At 53.0% G+C, this 14,857-nt stretch carries 17 protein-coding genes; 7 read left to right on the forward strand and 10 right to left on the reverse strand.

Features of this window, described 5'->3' with window-relative positions; all coding sequences use genetic code 11:
- Positions 1 to 291: 291 nt before the first annotated feature.
- Genes ACQ0MK_RS08605 through ACQ0MK_RS08615 form a run of 3 tightly spaced genes read left to right on the forward strand, consistent with a single transcriptional unit; the run spans position 292 to position 2,962 of the window.
- Positions 292 to 1,701, forward strand: a complete 1,410-nt coding sequence (locus ACQ0MK_RS08605) for an MFS transporter (protein ID WP_430475657.1) — start codon at positions 292 to 294, stop codon at positions 1,699 to 1,701.
- Between the two features lie 10 nt (positions 1,702 to 1,711).
- Complete coding sequence (locus ACQ0MK_RS08610; RefSeq protein WP_430475658.1) at positions 1,712 to 2,170, forward strand: MarR family winged helix-turn-helix transcriptional regulator; 459 nt, start codon at positions 1,712 to 1,714, stop codon at positions 2,168 to 2,170.
- A 9-nt stretch (positions 2,171 to 2,179) separates the two neighbouring features.
- Positions 2,180 to 2,962, forward strand: coding sequence for a siderophore-interacting protein (locus ACQ0MK_RS08615; protein WP_430475659.1), 783 nt, complete (start codon positions 2,180 to 2,182; stop codon positions 2,960 to 2,962).
- A gap of 81 nt (positions 2,963 to 3,043) precedes the next feature.
- Here the strand turns inward: ACQ0MK_RS08615 and ACQ0MK_RS08620 are convergent, their stop codons facing one another.
- The 3 genes from ACQ0MK_RS08620 to ACQ0MK_RS08630 all read right to left on the reverse strand — a co-directional run bounded on the left by ACQ0MK_RS08620 (position 3,044) and on the right by ACQ0MK_RS08630 (position 5,610).
- Positions 3,044 to 3,700, reverse strand: coding sequence for a hypothetical protein (locus ACQ0MK_RS08620; protein ID WP_430475660.1), 657 nt, complete (start codon positions 3,698 to 3,700; stop codon positions 3,044 to 3,046).
- Positions 3,701 to 3,891: 191 nt separating this feature from the next.
- On the reverse strand, positions 3,892 to 5,088 hold the full coding sequence (gene fdhA / locus ACQ0MK_RS08625) for a formaldehyde dehydrogenase, glutathione-independent (protein ID WP_430475661.1): 1,197 nt from the start codon (positions 5,086 to 5,088) through the stop codon (positions 3,892 to 3,894).
- Positions 5,089 to 5,391: 303 nt separating this feature from the next.
- Positions 5,392 to 5,610 carry a DUF3126 family protein gene (locus ACQ0MK_RS08630; protein ID WP_430475662.1) on the reverse strand — a complete coding sequence of 73 codons (219 nt, stop codon included), beginning with the start codon at positions 5,608 to 5,610 and terminating at the stop codon, positions 5,392 to 5,394.
- 367 nt (positions 5,611 to 5,977) lie between these two features.
- On the opposite strand from ACQ0MK_RS08630, the gene ACQ0MK_RS08635 reads away from it, so the two are divergent.
- Together ACQ0MK_RS08635 and hpt are read left to right on the forward strand one after the other, a co-directional pair.
- A complete protein-coding gene (locus ACQ0MK_RS08635) occupies positions 5,978 to 6,724 on the forward strand; it encodes a glutathione S-transferase (RefSeq protein WP_430475663.1) in 747 nt (248 codons plus the stop codon).
- Positions 6,725 to 6,951: 227 nt separating this feature from the next.
- On the forward strand, positions 6,952 to 7,488 hold the full coding sequence (hpt, locus tag ACQ0MK_RS08640; protein ID WP_430475664.1) for a hypoxanthine phosphoribosyltransferase: 537 nt from the start codon (positions 6,952 to 6,954) through the stop codon (positions 7,486 to 7,488).
- Between the two features lie 32 nt (positions 7,489 to 7,520).
- On the opposite strand, the gene ACQ0MK_RS08645 is transcribed toward hpt, so the two are convergent.
- The 4 genes from ACQ0MK_RS08645 to ACQ0MK_RS08660 form a co-directional block, all read right to left on the reverse strand.
- Positions 7,521 to 8,051 carry a hypothetical protein gene (locus ACQ0MK_RS08645; RefSeq protein WP_430475665.1) on the reverse strand — a complete coding sequence of 177 codons (531 nt, stop codon included), beginning with the start codon at positions 8,049 to 8,051 and terminating at the stop codon, positions 7,521 to 7,523.
- A complete protein-coding gene (locus tag ACQ0MK_RS08650) occupies positions 8,048 to 8,341 on the reverse strand; it encodes a DUF883 family protein (RefSeq protein ID WP_430475666.1) in 294 nt (97 codons plus the stop codon). Before ACQ0MK_RS08650 ends, ACQ0MK_RS08645 begins: the two co-directional genes overlap by 4 nt.
- Before the next feature lie 243 nt (positions 8,342 to 8,584).
- Complete coding sequence (gene pobA, locus ACQ0MK_RS08655; RefSeq protein WP_430475667.1) at positions 8,585 to 9,751, reverse strand: 4-hydroxybenzoate 3-monooxygenase; 1,167 nt, start codon at positions 9,749 to 9,751, stop codon at positions 8,585 to 8,587.
- A 224-nt stretch (positions 9,752 to 9,975) separates the two neighbouring features.
- Positions 9,976 to 10,800: a substrate-binding periplasmic protein gene (locus ACQ0MK_RS08660; protein WP_430475668.1), complete on the reverse strand. Its 825-nt coding sequence runs from the start codon at positions 10,798 to 10,800 to the stop codon at positions 9,976 to 9,978.
- Between the two features lie 290 nt (positions 10,801 to 11,090).
- On the opposite strand from ACQ0MK_RS08660, the gene ACQ0MK_RS08665 reads away from it, so the two are divergent.
- Positions 11,091 to 11,933 (forward strand): HAD-IIB family hydrolase, encoded by an 843-nt coding sequence (locus ACQ0MK_RS08665; RefSeq protein WP_430475669.1) that lies wholly within the window; start codon positions 11,091 to 11,093, stop codon positions 11,931 to 11,933.
- Positions 11,926 to 13,158, forward strand: coding sequence for a glycosyl transferase (locus ACQ0MK_RS08670; protein ID WP_430475670.1), 1,233 nt, complete (start codon positions 11,926 to 11,928; stop codon positions 13,156 to 13,158). The genes ACQ0MK_RS08665 and ACQ0MK_RS08670 overlap by 8 nt, the downstream gene beginning before the upstream one ends.
- 57 nt (positions 13,159 to 13,215) lie before the next feature.
- Here the strand turns inward: ACQ0MK_RS08670 and ACQ0MK_RS08675 are convergent, their stop codons facing one another.
- The 3 genes from ACQ0MK_RS08675 to ACQ0MK_RS08685 form a co-directional block, all read right to left on the reverse strand.
- Positions 13,216 to 13,710: a hypothetical protein gene (locus ACQ0MK_RS08675; RefSeq protein WP_430475671.1), complete on the reverse strand. Its 495-nt coding sequence runs from the start codon at positions 13,708 to 13,710 to the stop codon at positions 13,216 to 13,218.
- Between the two features lie 15 nt (positions 13,711 to 13,725).
- The gene (locus tag ACQ0MK_RS08680) at positions 13,726 to 14,223 is read right to left on the reverse strand and encodes a hypothetical protein (RefSeq protein ID WP_430475672.1); all 498 of its coding nucleotides are present in this window, start codon (positions 14,221 to 14,223) and stop codon (positions 13,726 to 13,728) included.
- Positions 14,224 to 14,306: 83 nt separating this feature from the next.
- Positions 14,307 to 14,780 carry a hypothetical protein gene (locus ACQ0MK_RS08685; RefSeq protein ID WP_430475673.1) on the reverse strand — a complete coding sequence of 158 codons (474 nt, stop codon included), beginning with the start codon at positions 14,778 to 14,780 and terminating at the stop codon, positions 14,307 to 14,309.
- Positions 14,781 to 14,857: the final 77 nt, after the last annotated feature.

Below are 14,857 nucleotides of genomic sequence, written 5' to 3' on the forward strand. Positions count from 1 at the left end.
TCCACCCACCCCCGGTCAAATCCCCCCATCCGCGCGATCCCGGCTATCCCCGCCACCGCCACCATCACCGCCACCCCTCCATCAACAAATGCGACCCGTTCGCAAAATTATAGTTGACATGATCAACCACCTTGATGTAGTTGATTTAGTCAACCAGTTGGCTATGCGCATTTGCAAGGATGCCGACACAGCGCCCCAGGCTTTGACCATCCTTGCCGCACCATCCAATAAACCCCTTGCGCCGCCACCAGCAGCGCCACCGCGCCTGTCGTATGAAAGTGACCTCGCCCCATGTCCTTTGCCCTTAAAGTTTCAACCAAGGTTTACCCGGACGGATTGCCAAGCCCGCGTGCTGGCTTTGCCGCCATCGCCGTTCTTTCCACCATCATGATGGCCGTGCTGGATGGCACGATCATGAATGTCGCCCTTCCGACCATTGCACAGGATCAGGGGGTTTCCCCCGCCCATGCGATCTGGGTCATCACCGCCTATCAGCTGGCCATCGTCGTATCGCTTTTACCACTTGCCGCCCTTGGCGAAGCGATCGGGTTTCGCAAGGTCTATCTGACCGGCATTGTCATCTTTGGCGTCGCATCGGGCCTGTGTGCCATTGCCCCGAATATTGAATTCTTAACCGCCGCGCGCGTGTTACAGGGCCTTGGTGGTGCGGCACTGATGAGCATCAATGGTGCCGTCATGCGCCATATCTTCCCGCAGGCCAAGCTTGGCCGCGCCATTGGCTGGATCGCGATGACGGTGTCGGTTTCGGCCGCAGGCGGGCCGACCATCGCATCGGCCATTCTGGCGGTAACCAGTTGGCATTGGCTGTTTTTGATCAATGTGCCGATCTCGGTTTTTGCCATTACCATTGGCTATTTCACCCTGCCGTTTAACGCCCCGACCCGCACCCGGTTTGATTTCATCAGCGCATTTTTAAATGTTCTGGCCTTTGGCGGCCTGATTGCCGCCCTTGGCAATGTCGGGACTGAAAGCCATCCGGTCTTGATTGCGGCCCAATTTGCCGTCTCGATCATTGCCGGGGTGTTTTTGGTGCGTCGTCAATTGTCAAAAGACCGCCCGATGTTGCCGCTTGATCTGTTGAAACTGCCGGTCTTTGCCTGTTCGATTGGCTCATCGGTCTGTGGTTTTTCCGCCCAGATGATTGCGTTTGTCACCCTGCCATTCTATTTCCATGACGTCTTGGGATATAGCCCGACCGTCACCGGCCTTTTGATGACGCCATGGCCCTTGGCCACCGCCATTGCCGCCCCCCTCGCCGGACGTTTGGCCGATAAATATTCGCCAATCCGTCTGACCGGCATGGGCATGGCGATATTTGCGCTTGGACTTTATGCGACAACGTGGGTGCCGGTTGATGGCGATTACATCTGGATCATTGCCGCCCTTGCGGTCTGTGGCATCGGGTTCGGGCTGTTTCAGGCGCCCAATAACCGGTTGATGTTAACCACATCCCCGCGTGATCGTTCGGGCGGGGCCAGCGGGATGCTGTCAACCGCACGTCTGACCGGTCAGTCAATCGGTGCGGCCATGGCCGCCATCCTGATTGGCACCAGCGGATCATTTGAACTCGACGCCATCATGAGCTTTGCCGCCGGGGCCGCATTGCTTTCAGCCATCATTTGCGAAGGCCGCCGCCATGCCCTTCGCACCGGATGGATCACAAGCCCCGCAGGCGCATAAGGAAACGATCATGACAACCGACTTGCAGGATGTAGATCAGGTGCATATTTCCGGTGAAACGCTCCACCGACTGATCCATTCCTATAAACGTTCGATCATGAACACCATGAGCAACGCCGATATCCCGATGCCGTTTTCCCATAAACGGGTGTTGAAATGGGTCTTGCGCATGCCGGGCATCACCGCCCAGCAAATGGCCGAAAAATCCGGTCAGGACAAAGGCCGGATCACCCGGCTTTTAAAAGAAGTTGAAAATGACGGGCTGATAGAACGCCGCCCGCACCCGATTGATCGACGCAGCCAGACACTGCATTTAACCGCCGCCGGTGACGCACTGATGAACGATGTTCAAAGTGCCGAACAGGATGTCAGAACCCGAATGACACGCGGTCTTACGCCAAAACAAATCAGGGACTTTGTCGAGATCGCCAATCTGATGGCCGATAACCTCGATCCCTGCGGTTCCTAGGAGTTTTCAATGAACAGACCTGCCCCACGTGATTTTACCGTGATCAGAAAAGCCTATGTCACCCCCAACATGCTGCGCGTCACCCTTGGCGGCGATGGCATGGCATCCTTCCCCGAAGATCAGGCAAGTGCCTATGTCAAACTGATCTTCCCGATTGAGGGCGATGAGAAAGACCGGGTTTTGCGCCGGACCTATACCGTGCGTCATGACCGCATGACCGATCAGGGCCGCGAAATTGATATTGATTTTGTCATGCATGGCGATGGGTCAGATGATAACGACCATGGTGGTCCGGCCTCAAACTGGGCGGTGAATTGCGCCCCCGGTGATACCATCACCATTGGCGGTCCCGGTCCGAAAAAGCTGGTCGATCCGACCGCCGACTGGTTCCTGATAGCTGGTGACATGACCGCCCTTCCGGCGGTGTCGGTCAATCTGGAAATCCTGCCCGATGATGCACGCGGGTATGCCGTGATTGAAGTCCAGTCCGAAGCCGACATGCAGGATCTGCAAAAACCGGCCAATATCACGATTGAATGGGTGATCAATCCCCATCCCGGCAAAACCAACACCGCCCTTAGTGACGTTGTCAAAAAGCTTCCATGGGCGGATGGCCGCGCATCGGTTTGGGCAGCGTGCGAATTTACATCGATGAAGGAATTGCGCGATTATTTCCGCAATGATCGGGGACTTGGCCGCGATGATTTCTATATCTCAAGCTATTGGAAGCTTGGCATGAACGAAGACAATCACAAGGCCATCAAGGCCGAAGACGCCAAGACCGCCGCCTGACCTGCGCACCATGACCCAATCTACCAACAATTCGGGCCCCTTGACGGGGCCCGTTTGTGTTTGGCGATTGATCTGATCGGATCAGGTATATTGCGCATGCAGGCGGGCCATGCGTCTTCGCGCGAAGAAACCGGCATACTGGGTTGTCTGAACCTCTTCGGGGTGCAGACGCCCGCCATCGTCACAAGCAAAGGCCCGACTGGCACCGATCACGCCCTTTTCCGAACTATAGACTGCAATCACGATTATTTCGATGCGACACGCACCTTGCCCCACGGCCGGGTCAGGCTCATCGTTCGCGCGGGCCTGTTGCGTAATCCGTCGCATAAGGTTTTGCAGCGCGCCCAGCTCGATACATCTTCCGGATTCCAGCGGACCTTGCACGGTGACTTCATTAAGTCGTGCCGCGCGTGCTGATTTACGGTCCTCAGTGCGGACCTCATCAACCTGAAAATCCAGTTCCGGATCGGTATCTGTCACCTGCTTGCAAACCTGGTGTGTTTCATCGCCAAGGCATACAAGCACCTTATCAATATGAATTGCTTCCTGGCTCATATTGCTGATCAGAAAACGTACCTTGTCAGATGTGCCAAGCATCTGATTGATGACGATTTTTGGACGTCGAACACGGCGATAGCTTTGAAACAGCAATTGCGCATAGAAAATCCAGATCATCAATGTTGCGACACTTACGCCTACCTGAAGCAAAGTGGCGTGTTGTTCAATCCATGGCCCCATGGGTTACCCCTGAAAACAAAATCGACTTGGCGGTGCGGCGCATCCGGCACCATTAGCTCAACGTATTTCCGGCGATTTTGTTTCAACATGATCCAAGCCACATTGTCTCAACATCAAAGAAAAGCACCCCGGCCAAAGACCGGGGTGCTTAAAAACCGGGGTGCTTAAAAGTTGTTTTGGCAATTGCCTGATCAGGCAGCGACACTACCATGCGGATCAATGACGAATTTCTTCGCTGCTCCGCCATCAAAATCGGCATAGCCTTTGGGCGCCTGATCAAGATTGATCATTTGCACATTGACCGCCTTGGCGATGTCGATCTTTTCAAACAGGATCGCCTGCATCAGGTTGCGATGATATTTCATCACCGGGCACTGGCCGGTATGCAACGAATGGGATTTCGCCCAGGCAAGGCCAAACCGCATACTGAGCGCCCCGACCTTGGCCGCATCATCGACCGCACCGGGATCTTCGGTGACATAAAGCCCCGGAATGCCTATCTGGCCGCCCGCACGGGTGATCTGCATGGCAGAGTTAAGCACCGTTGCTGGCGCTTCGTGGCCATGGTTGCAGCCACAACCATGCGCTTCAAACCCGACGCAATCGACAAAGCAATCAACTTCACGATCGCCAAGGATGGCTTCAAGTTTGTCTTCCATCGATCCTTCCTGTTTAAGATCAATGGTTTCACAACCGAAACTGCGTGCCTGTGCAAGACGATCATCGATCATATCGCCCACAACAACGCATGCCGCACCCAAAAGGTGTGCCGATGCAGCCGCCGCCAGACCAACCGGCCCCGCCCCTGCGATATAAACCGTTGATCCCGGCCCGACCTTGGCGGTGACACAGCCATGGAACCCGGTCGGGAAGATATCGGACAGCAAGGTCAGGTCGCGGATTTTCTCCATCGCCTGATCGGCATCGGGGAATTTCAAAAGATTGAAATCGGCATAGGGCACCATGACATATTCCGCCTGCCCGCCAACCCAACCGCCCATATCGACATAGCCATATGCCGCACCGGGGCGCGATGCATTCACATTCAGACAAATGCCCGTTAAGCCCGATTTGCAATTGCGGCACCGGCCGCACGCAATATTGAACGGCACGGAACAGACATCCCCGACGCTCAGGAATTCAACATCCTGGCCGGTTTCAACAATGACACCGGTGATTTCATGGCCCAGAACAAGGCCTTCCTGTGCCGTGGTACGGCCGCGCACCATATGCTGGTCGCTGCCGCAAATATTGGTGGTGATGACTTTCAGAATGACGCCGTGTTCGCATTTGCGTTTGCCCAGTGCCAGTTCAGGAAAGGCAATCGTTTCGACTGCGACTTTTCCGGCACCTTTATAGATAACGCCACGATTTGAAGAACTGCTCATTGTACGTTTCCTCTCGCCTGATAATGATGGGTCAGGGTGATGCGCATCGCCTTGGCTGTTTCGCCAACTTGGGGCCTTTGTTTGTGTCTTCAAACAATCAAACCCATAGCGTTTTTATGATGTCACCATGCACAATCTAAACGGTATTTCCCGCCCCGATATTTTGTCAAACGAACTGAACGCGAGCCCCCTAAACATCCTCTTGTGGTCGGAACATTTGCGACGTTTGGAAAAAACAAACAAAAAAACGCCCCGACCAATCTGGCTCGGGGCGTTTTAAATTTTACAGGTGCAATCCGGAAATCACGGTGCCGGCGGCAGGTCTTCTTCAAGAATGACCAGGTTCAGCGAATAGCTGACTTCGCCTTCATCTTCGTCACGATGCACAACACCGACGAATTCATCGCCAACACGCATTTCGATCGGATAGCCTTTTTTCTTCGGTGCATCCACGGCGATCCGGTTGTTATCAAAGGTGCGGCGCAGATAATCCGTTACGCGTGCGATTTCGGTCGGTGTCATAGGACTTGTCCCTCGTTCATTTCAGTCGGCTTTATCGATTAGATCACAGGATATCGCATACGCACTTTGGCGTCTGCCCTCAATCCTGCGTCTTTTGAATCTGAAGCCACTGTCCTTTCACAAACAGCCACCGGAAATCAAGCCCACAGGATCAAAAAAGACTGATTTAGTCGATTTTTATCCGCGTGATGTTCCATGGCATTTAATCATAGATGAAATAACAGCATTATTTCATCTATCCCAAAGATAGGAACCCGGCACCGAAATGTCTATTCATCCCATACCATCGCCGTGATTTGCGGCGTTTTGTCCAATGAAAATCGCATAAGCAGTTGCAATCGCGCCAAGCAGCGTTTAATCCGGATATATGTCTGAAATTGATCTTACGCCGCAAACCAAAGCTTCGAATTCTGCCAATACCGGCAGCTCATCCAATGATGACGCGCCGTCCAATGCGGCCGATCCGTCCCGCCCGATTTTGTACAGTTTCCGTCGCTGCCCCTATGCCATGCGGGCCCGCATCGCCCTTTTGGCCGCCGACATTGATGTCGAGTTGCGCGAAGTGGTGCTGCGCGACAAACCGCAAAGCATGATCGCGGCATCGCCCAAGGCAACGGTGCCGGTTCTGATCCAGCCGGATGGCAGCGTGATTGATGAAAGCCTTGAAATCATGGTCTGGGCCCTGGCGGAAAATGATCCGCTGGAATGGCTGACCCCGGAAAGTGGCACCCTTGAAGACATGCTGGTGCTGATTGCCCAGAATGACGGGCCGTTCAAGCATCATCTCGACCGCTTTAAATACCATACGCGCTACGAAGACGCCGACCCGGCCGAGCATCGCCGCGATGCGGAGAAAATCCTTAACCGTCTTGATGGCCGCTTGGCGGTTGGCAAATATCTGTTTGGATCACGCCCGGCACTGGCCGATTTCGCCATTGCCCCCTTCATCCGCCAGTTCGCCAATGCCGACCGCGAGGCGTTCGATGCCATGCCGTTCGTTCATCTGCAACGCTGGCTCGAAGACTTTCTGGCATCCGGTTTCTTTGAACGCGCCATGACCAAATATGATCAATGGCACGAAGGCGACGCACCGGTTATTTTCAAGGCAGCCTGACGTTAAACCGTCGTCTGATCTTTAAACAGCCGCCACCACATTCCACCTGATGAAAAGATCGCGCGCAGCTTTGCCGCGCAAACGCGCAATTTGCTTCGCCATTGGCGCGATAATCAGCTCAATGATTTACGGGATTATACTTCTGTTACCATTCACAGGCTGGTCAAGGGCCATTCCCTGTGCTAGCAAACTGCACATCACACCATAACGCTTCAGGACCGGAATTTATGGCCGATTATGATGTCAAGCCGCTGATAACGGCAGACGAAATTGCCACTAAGATCGACGCACTTGCCGCCTCGATCAATGAAAGCTTCAAAGACACTGAAAAGCTGATTGTCGTAGGCCTGCTGCGCGGTTCCTTCGTTTTCATCGCTGATCTTGCCCGCAAACTGACCGTTCCGGTCGAAGTCGACTTCATGGTCGCATCTTCGTACGGCGATTCCACCGAAAGCTCGCGCAATGTGCGCATCATGAAGGATCTTGATGGTCAGATACGCGGCAAGGATGTGCTGCTGGTCGAAGATATCATTGATACCGGCTATACGCTTTCCGAAGTGGTGCGGTTGCTTAATACCCGCGATCCCAACCGTCTGGAAATCTGCACCCTTCTGAACAAACCGTCACGGCGCGAAGTCGAAATCCCGATCGGGTTCTGCGGCTTTGATATTCCTGATGAATTTGTGGTTGGTTATGGCATTGATTATGCCCAGAACAACCGCAACCTGCCCTATATCGGAACCGTGCATTTCCACGGCGAATAGGCCTGATCGAATTCAGAAAAAAGGCGGGAAGCTTAACTTCCCGCCTTTTTTGTATCTTCATCGGGGCCATCATCTGGCCCCCTTTCTGCGTCTTCAGTTGGCTGTTCGTTCTGATCGGACTGCGGTGCAGAAGGTTTCCGATCAAAAACCCCAAGCGCATTAAGGTCCGTGATCATTTGATCAAATCCGGTCTGCATGCGGGATTTGTCCCCCTGCCCGGTCGCATAACCGGTTGTCGCCGAATGAACCAAAAGATCGAACAGAACATCATCGTCGCTTCGGGTGGCTTTGGGATCGGCATTGGCTTCTGGCTGTTCAATGCCTTCGCCCGGATCACGTTGCATCATGATGGCAAGGGCCACCAAGGCCAGCACGACCAATCCCGTACCAAAGGCAACGGCGGCTGCGATTGCGCCAAATTTGGCCGCCACCGCCATAAAGGCCGCCGCCAACAAAAAACCGACCCCGATCAAAATCACCAGCCCGATCACGGCAAAAACCGCAAGCCTTGCGGCTGCGGCCTTTGCCAGTTCGGTCAGTCTGTCGGTTAACTGATCAATCATTTCTGAAGCAGACGACCAATCAACAGTCCGACACCAAATGTTACGGCGACAGAAGCCAATGGACGGTCGCGGACATGATCGACGGCCGCATCCCGGGCATGATCAAACTGATCACGTGCCTGACCGGACACCTCGCGAATGCGTTCTGCTGCGGCTTGCGTTCTGGTATGCGCAGCCTCACCCCCCATCGTCTTGAGGGTCTTGGTCACTTCAGCCAGGTCTTTGCGAAGGGCATCGACATCGGCCTGAAGTTTTGCGTTATCAGCAGTCGTCTCGGTCTTAGTCACCATGGTTTTCTCCTGTTATCTTGAAAACAGCAACACACACCTAACGTGCTAGTCCGGCAAACAGTTCCATACTTAATTGTGATCTTTTGTGGGCAACCATACGTTGCGCCCTTCTCGATGCACTTGTCACGCAAAAAAGAACAGCCCGCGTGGGCTGCGGGCCGTTCTATCGTACCTATCGGAATTTCTGGGCGGAACAAGGAGAGCGGGAAGTCTCCTCGGGGGTGGGTATCCCCGTTACATCGATCAGTAAGGCAAACCGACGTAATTTTCCGACAGGTTCGTTAACCCTGCCTTGGAAGACAGGATATATTGCAATTCGGCATCGCGGATGCGGCCGTCAAATTCGTTCTGATCACCGAATGTATGCAGCATCGAGGTCATCCACCATGAAAACCGCTCGGCTTTCCAGACACGGGCAAGGGCCGTATCGGAATAGCTCGACAGCAGATCATTTCGGTTGTTCTTGTATTTCGCAATCAAGGCTTCGGACAGGTAATGCACATCACTTGCCGCAAGGTTAAGCCCCTTGGCCCCGGTCGGCGGCACGATATGTGCGGCATCCCCGGCCAGGAACAAACGGCCATGCTGCATCGGTTCCGCAACAAAGCTTCTTAGCGGCGCGATGCTTTTTTCAAACACGTCGCCTTCATTGACCAGCTCGGCATCTTCTTCGCCAAGACGGGTGCGCAGCTCGTCCCAGAAACGATCATCGGACCAGTCTTCGATCTTGTCCGTGCTCGGCACCTGCACATAATGGCGCACAACCGTTTCTGATCGCATCGAACACAGCGCAAATCCACGATCATGCTTGGCATAAATCAGCTCATCTGCCACCGGCTTTGCATGGGCCAAAACGCCGAGCCAACCAAATGGATAGACCTTTTCAAACTCGCGAACACCCGGAAGGCTTTTGCGGCCAACACCGTGGAACCCGTCACAGGCCGCGATATAGTCACAACTGATTTCAACTTCATTGCCATCTTTGAAATATCGAACACGTGGTTTGTCACCATCAATGTCATGCAGGCTGACATCGTCAGCTTCCCAGACGATCTCGCCGCCATGCGCAAGCCGTGCGGCAATCAGGTCCTTGGTTACTTCGGTCTGCCCGTACACCATCACCGTCGAACCACCTGTCAGTTCTTCGATATTCACATGCGTCCGCTTGCCATTGACACTGATATAGATGCCGCCGTGGATGATGCCTTCTTTGGTCATCCGCGCATCAACACCGACCCGCTTCATCAGATCAACTGTGCCCATTTCCAGAACCCCCGCACGCACGCGACCTTCGACATAGTCCCGGTCTTTGCGTTCCAGAATGACCGAAGCAATGCCCTGCACATGCAACAGATGAGACAGCAACAGACCGGCGGGGCCGGATCCGATGATTACAACAGGGACATGCATGGCGGTTTCCTCACAAGATCACGGTTTTTGGTTCAATTTTTTAATAGGAACAAGAACCATTCCATTGCGGAAACAATACGCCTGTTCCCGGTTTGACAGAATGGACAAACCGGGAAAAAGATTGGACAAATCGAACATGTATTTCGGGTTGGTTATATCATGGGGCAGTTTCGGTTTGCCCCCAACGGTGTTCCTTATCTTAGACGATCAAGCCAAAAACACCGTTACGGATCTACCCGGCAGAATGACCATTTCTGGCATATCTTCTGACCGTCGGGCGTCTCCATAAAGGCATCAAATGCCCTTAACAGGCGCTCTCCGTTGGGATGCTGACGGGAAATCAGGATATACATCGGCTCGACCGTAATCGCCTCTGCCGAGGAAAATCTCTTGACCACATCCTCGCCGAAAACATTTTTCAGATCATGCCAGGCCACTTCTTCTTCTTCAAAAAGGATATCGCCGCGCCCGGCGTCAAGGAACCTCCAGGCGGCTTCGGGGTTGGCAACGATTTCGGCATCGATACCGCGATTCTTAAATTCCTGCTCCTGCCAATAGCTTGCAACCACAACGGGCTGCAATCCAAGCCGTTTAACATCATCAAAGTCTGTGACATCAAGCCCATCGGGATAGCGCGACGCTTTATAAAACCCCTTGTGATAGGACTGTGCGATCCCGTGTTCGGGAATCAGAAAATCACGATCCCGCTCACGGGTTTTAAGCCATGGAAATGTTCCGACATAATCACCGCTCTTGGTCAGTTCATAGGCCCGTGGCCAGGACAGGAAAACAAACTTCACCTGAAATCCCATTGCCGAAAAGATATCCGCAACATGCCGGGAATGCTTGCCAAATCCTTCCATGTCTTCAGCAACCATCGGCGGCCAATCGGCGACGGCGAATTCAATTTGATTTTCATCATTGGCAAAACCGGGAACTGAAACCTGATCGGTTTGCGCATGCACACTCATTCTTGCGGCAATCAGGAAGCACATACAAATCACACATACAAGAACGCCCATCGGTTTCATCATCGGCGTTTTTATCATGCGGAGCTCCAGCTTAACGACGGACCACTTTTTCCCATAATAAGAGTTTTGCGATCACAATATTAAGGAACGGTTCATGCTGTGCCTTAATATGTGTTTGATTGAATTACATTTCATAAAAATCTCCCGATAAAACAAAAACGTCAAGTTACGCATTATTTTTCATCACATTTACCCTGTGATCAAAATTTAACCCCCTAACTGTCGATCCCGGCCATTCACTGTGCTAAGCTCTCGGTCAAGAGATCTGATGATGGTCTCGACCATGTTTAAAACCGCGACAGAACGGGATGATGCAACAACGCCGCGCCATCGCCATTTTCACCGACCTTGACGGCACTTTGCTGGATCATGACACCTATAGCTGGGAGGCCGCCCGCCCGGCGCTGGATCGTGTCAAACTCCTTTCCATACCGCTGATCGCTGTTTCCTCAAAAACCCTGGCCGAGCTTGAATACCTTAATCAGGGCGCACATCTGTTTGATGGTTTGATCGGGGAAAATGGCGGCATCATTTCACTCAATGGCGAAACCGAACAACATGGCCCGTCCGAGGAAAAAATAGACTCTGCCCGCCGCAAAATCCAGGCTGCGGTAAATGTCCCGCTCACCAGTTTCCGCACCGTTTCGCCAGAAGTCATTGCCGCAGAAACCGGGTTACTGCTTGAAGATGCCATTCGCGCCGGACAACGACATTGTTCTGACCCGCTAATTTGGCAGCCATCGCCTCAGGACGTCGCCATCGCGCGTGAAATCGCTGCCAAATTGTCGCTTAACCTTGTCAAAGGCGGCCGGTTCCATACCCTGTGTGGCCCGTCAAGCAAGGGGCAGGCAATGAAACGCATGCTTGAACGGCTTGCTGTTTTCAAACACGAAAAAACCCAAACCGCACGTCGCAAACGCTTTACCACCATTGCCCTTGGGGATTCTCCAAACGATATCCCCATGCTGCAAGAAGCCGACATTGCCGTTCAGATACCGACAAAACACGGCGTTCGCACAGCACCATTACTTGACCACAGCAACTTGCATATTGCCCCCAAATCCGGCCCCGAAGGCTGGAATGCTGCGGTAAATGCAATCTTGGACCAACTCATCAATACCAATAAAAACAGCGAGGTACTTCATGGCTGATTTCCATCAGGGTGGCCCGATCACGACCCTTCATCGAATTCTTGACCGAAACCCGGAAGAACTCGCCTATGAAATGGCTGCCTTTGCCCGGCAAAGACGCCAAACCCTGATCTTGCCGTGCCTCTATTCTGAACTTGAAACTCCGGCCATGACCACCATTGTCGAAGGGTTAAAGCAGGCCACCTATATCGATCAGATCGTTGTCGGCCTTGACCGTGCCAATGCGCAGCAATACCTGCACGCGCGCGAATTTTTCAAAGACCTGCCGCAGCATGTCCGCATTCTTTGGAATGATGGTCCGCGCTTGCGTGGGGTCCATGACCGATTGGCCGAATTTGATCTGGCGCGCTATGAACCGGGCAAAGGCCGCAATGTATGGTATTGCATGGGCTATACGCTGGCCTCGGGGCGAAGCTCGGTCATTGGTATTCATGATTGCGATATCGCGACCTACACCCCCGACCTTCCGGCTAAACTGATGTATCCGATCGCCAACCCGGCGTTCAATTTTGCCTTTGCCAAGGGCTATTACGCCCGCGTTGCCAATGGCACGCTTAAAGGTCGCGTTTGCCGCCTGTTTGTAACGCCCTTGATCCGCGCGCTTAAACAAGTTGTCGGCAAGACCGATTTTCTGAACTATCTCGATTCATTCCGGTATTCCCTGTCTGGTGAAATTGCGATCAGAACCGATGTTGCCTATGGCCTGCGCGTCGCATCGGACTGGGGACTGGAAGTCTCCATGCTCTCGGAAATGTATCGCAACCACACGGTTCATCGTCTGGCACAGGTCGACATTGCCGACATTTACGATCACAAGCACCGTGAATTTGACCCGGCAGAAAAGGATGACGGTCTGTCACGCATGGCCAGCGACATTGCCAAATCTTTGTTCCGTAAGCTCGCGACACAGGGCACGATTTTCTCGCACGAAACATTCAGAACCCTTAAGGCCACTTATTACCGCATGGCGCTTGATCTGATTGAACAATACCGCGCCGATGCCATGTTTAACGGCCTTAAGATCAATCGCGACGAAGAAGAAAAATGTGTCGAGGTTCTTTCAGAAGTCATCATTAGCGCCGGTCAGCACTATCTTGAAAACCCGCTTGAAAGCCCGTTCATCCCAAGCTGGCAACGGGTTGAAAGTGCGATGGGCGATATTTTTGAACATCTTTCAAGTGCGGTCGAAGATGACCTCAATGATCTGGGGATCGGCAAGGAGTAAGGCACAGCTTCCCACTACCTTCCCCGGCACGTCGCGCCCTTAAAGCTCGGTGAGCGGTTACAACATCAAATCACGCATCGGAAAAATGGCAAGGAAGACCTGACAAACATCTTCCTTGCCATCTTTTTGCAATATCACCGGCAGCAAAAGCCGCACCCCGCGGCGCCATTCCTTTTGGAATATTTGCAATTGATGGATTTGCGGCTGGCCTGTTCTTCGTGCCAGCGAAAGCGCTGCGCGCAGACCCGTTGAAAAATGGCAATCGATTTCACGCGAAAATGCGCCGCGCCAGTCTTCGCCGGTCAAGGCAATGATATTTTCCCCTTCCAGCAATATCTGAAAGTCGTTTTTGTCCGGATGGTATTCGTAAATGCTGACATCCTCGTGCCACGGGGCAAGGCTCTCCGCGCTGAATTCATCACGGGTCGGAACGCGCCCCTGACTGGCGAATTCTTGCCAAAGGGCAAGCAAAGAACGCGCTTCCCCCGGGGCATCATCCGGCAACTCCTGCAGCAGGATTTCCTTATCCTGCGAAATTTTCAGATTGGCCATCGGTCGCCCGCCCCATTAAATGTAACGTTTTGGCTCATAGGCAAACCGGGCACCAAGCACCTGTTGCACAGGATTGCCATGCTGATCCTTGGTCTGCGCTGGCAACAATATCCGCAACCATTGCCCATGCTCCCCTTGCGGCCCGAACAGATTGACGTAAAAAAAGGTCGGGCGTCTTTCTTTGAGCGTTTTGCGCAATGCCGCCAACAGACAGGTCCCGAATTTCAAATCGATTTCACGCGGTGTACTGCCCAGAAAGCTCTCTCCACGTGCGGCAATCATCGAGGGCGCATCAAGGCGGATCAGAAAGTCATCCTTGACCGGCTGGTACTCGTAAATACTGATATCGTCGCGCCACCGGCTAAAGTGATCGGCAGTTAGCACGGTTCTGGACGGCATTTCTCCATCACGGGTCTTTGCCAAAGCTGCATACCAGGTATCAACAAGCTCAACGATATTGTGATCAATATCGTCAGGCAGCCTGTCGAGTTCTATTTCCGGTGATTCAACCATGCGGTATCATGTTTGCAAGCCCCCCTAATATAATTTAGGTGGTAGAGCTTTGAAGTAAAACAAGTCCGGACAGTATTAAAACGCTACGCACTACGATAGAAAAAGTGGCTGACAAAGACCTGTCGGATAAAATTACCCCCCTTGTCCACAGTCTGCACCGGCAACATCAAACGCAACCATTCTTCCCAGACTTTAAGCTCAAGCCCGACCAGGTGAAACACTGGCTTTCCTTCATCAATGACGCCAAGCAACGTTGCATGTGTGGTTGTGCCGTAATCCAGATCAATCTGGCGCGGCGAACAGCCAAGATAGCTTTCACCGCTGGCAGCAATGATGTTGGGACCATCAATTCGAATGATGAAATCGCGCTTTTTGGGAAGATATTCATAGATGCTGATGTCATCGACCCACGCGGCCAAAACATCGCCATTCAGAACCTTGCGATGCGGCACCGCGTCGCCACGCTTCGCATTGTGCCATGTCTCGAAATACGCCCGGACACGATGGTCGACATCATCGGGCAAATGCGGAATTCGAACTTCCTGCGCATACGCCATTGCGTATCATGCCCCTCGCCTTCTACTAAGCTATCAGCTTGGCAAAGCATGCTCGCAGACGCAATAATAAATTCCAA

It is taken from the genome of Thalassospira lucentensis (assembly GCF_050516545.1).
Classification (GTDB): Bacteria; Pseudomonadota; Alphaproteobacteria; order Rhodospirillales; family Thalassospiraceae; genus Thalassospira; species Thalassospira lucentensis_C.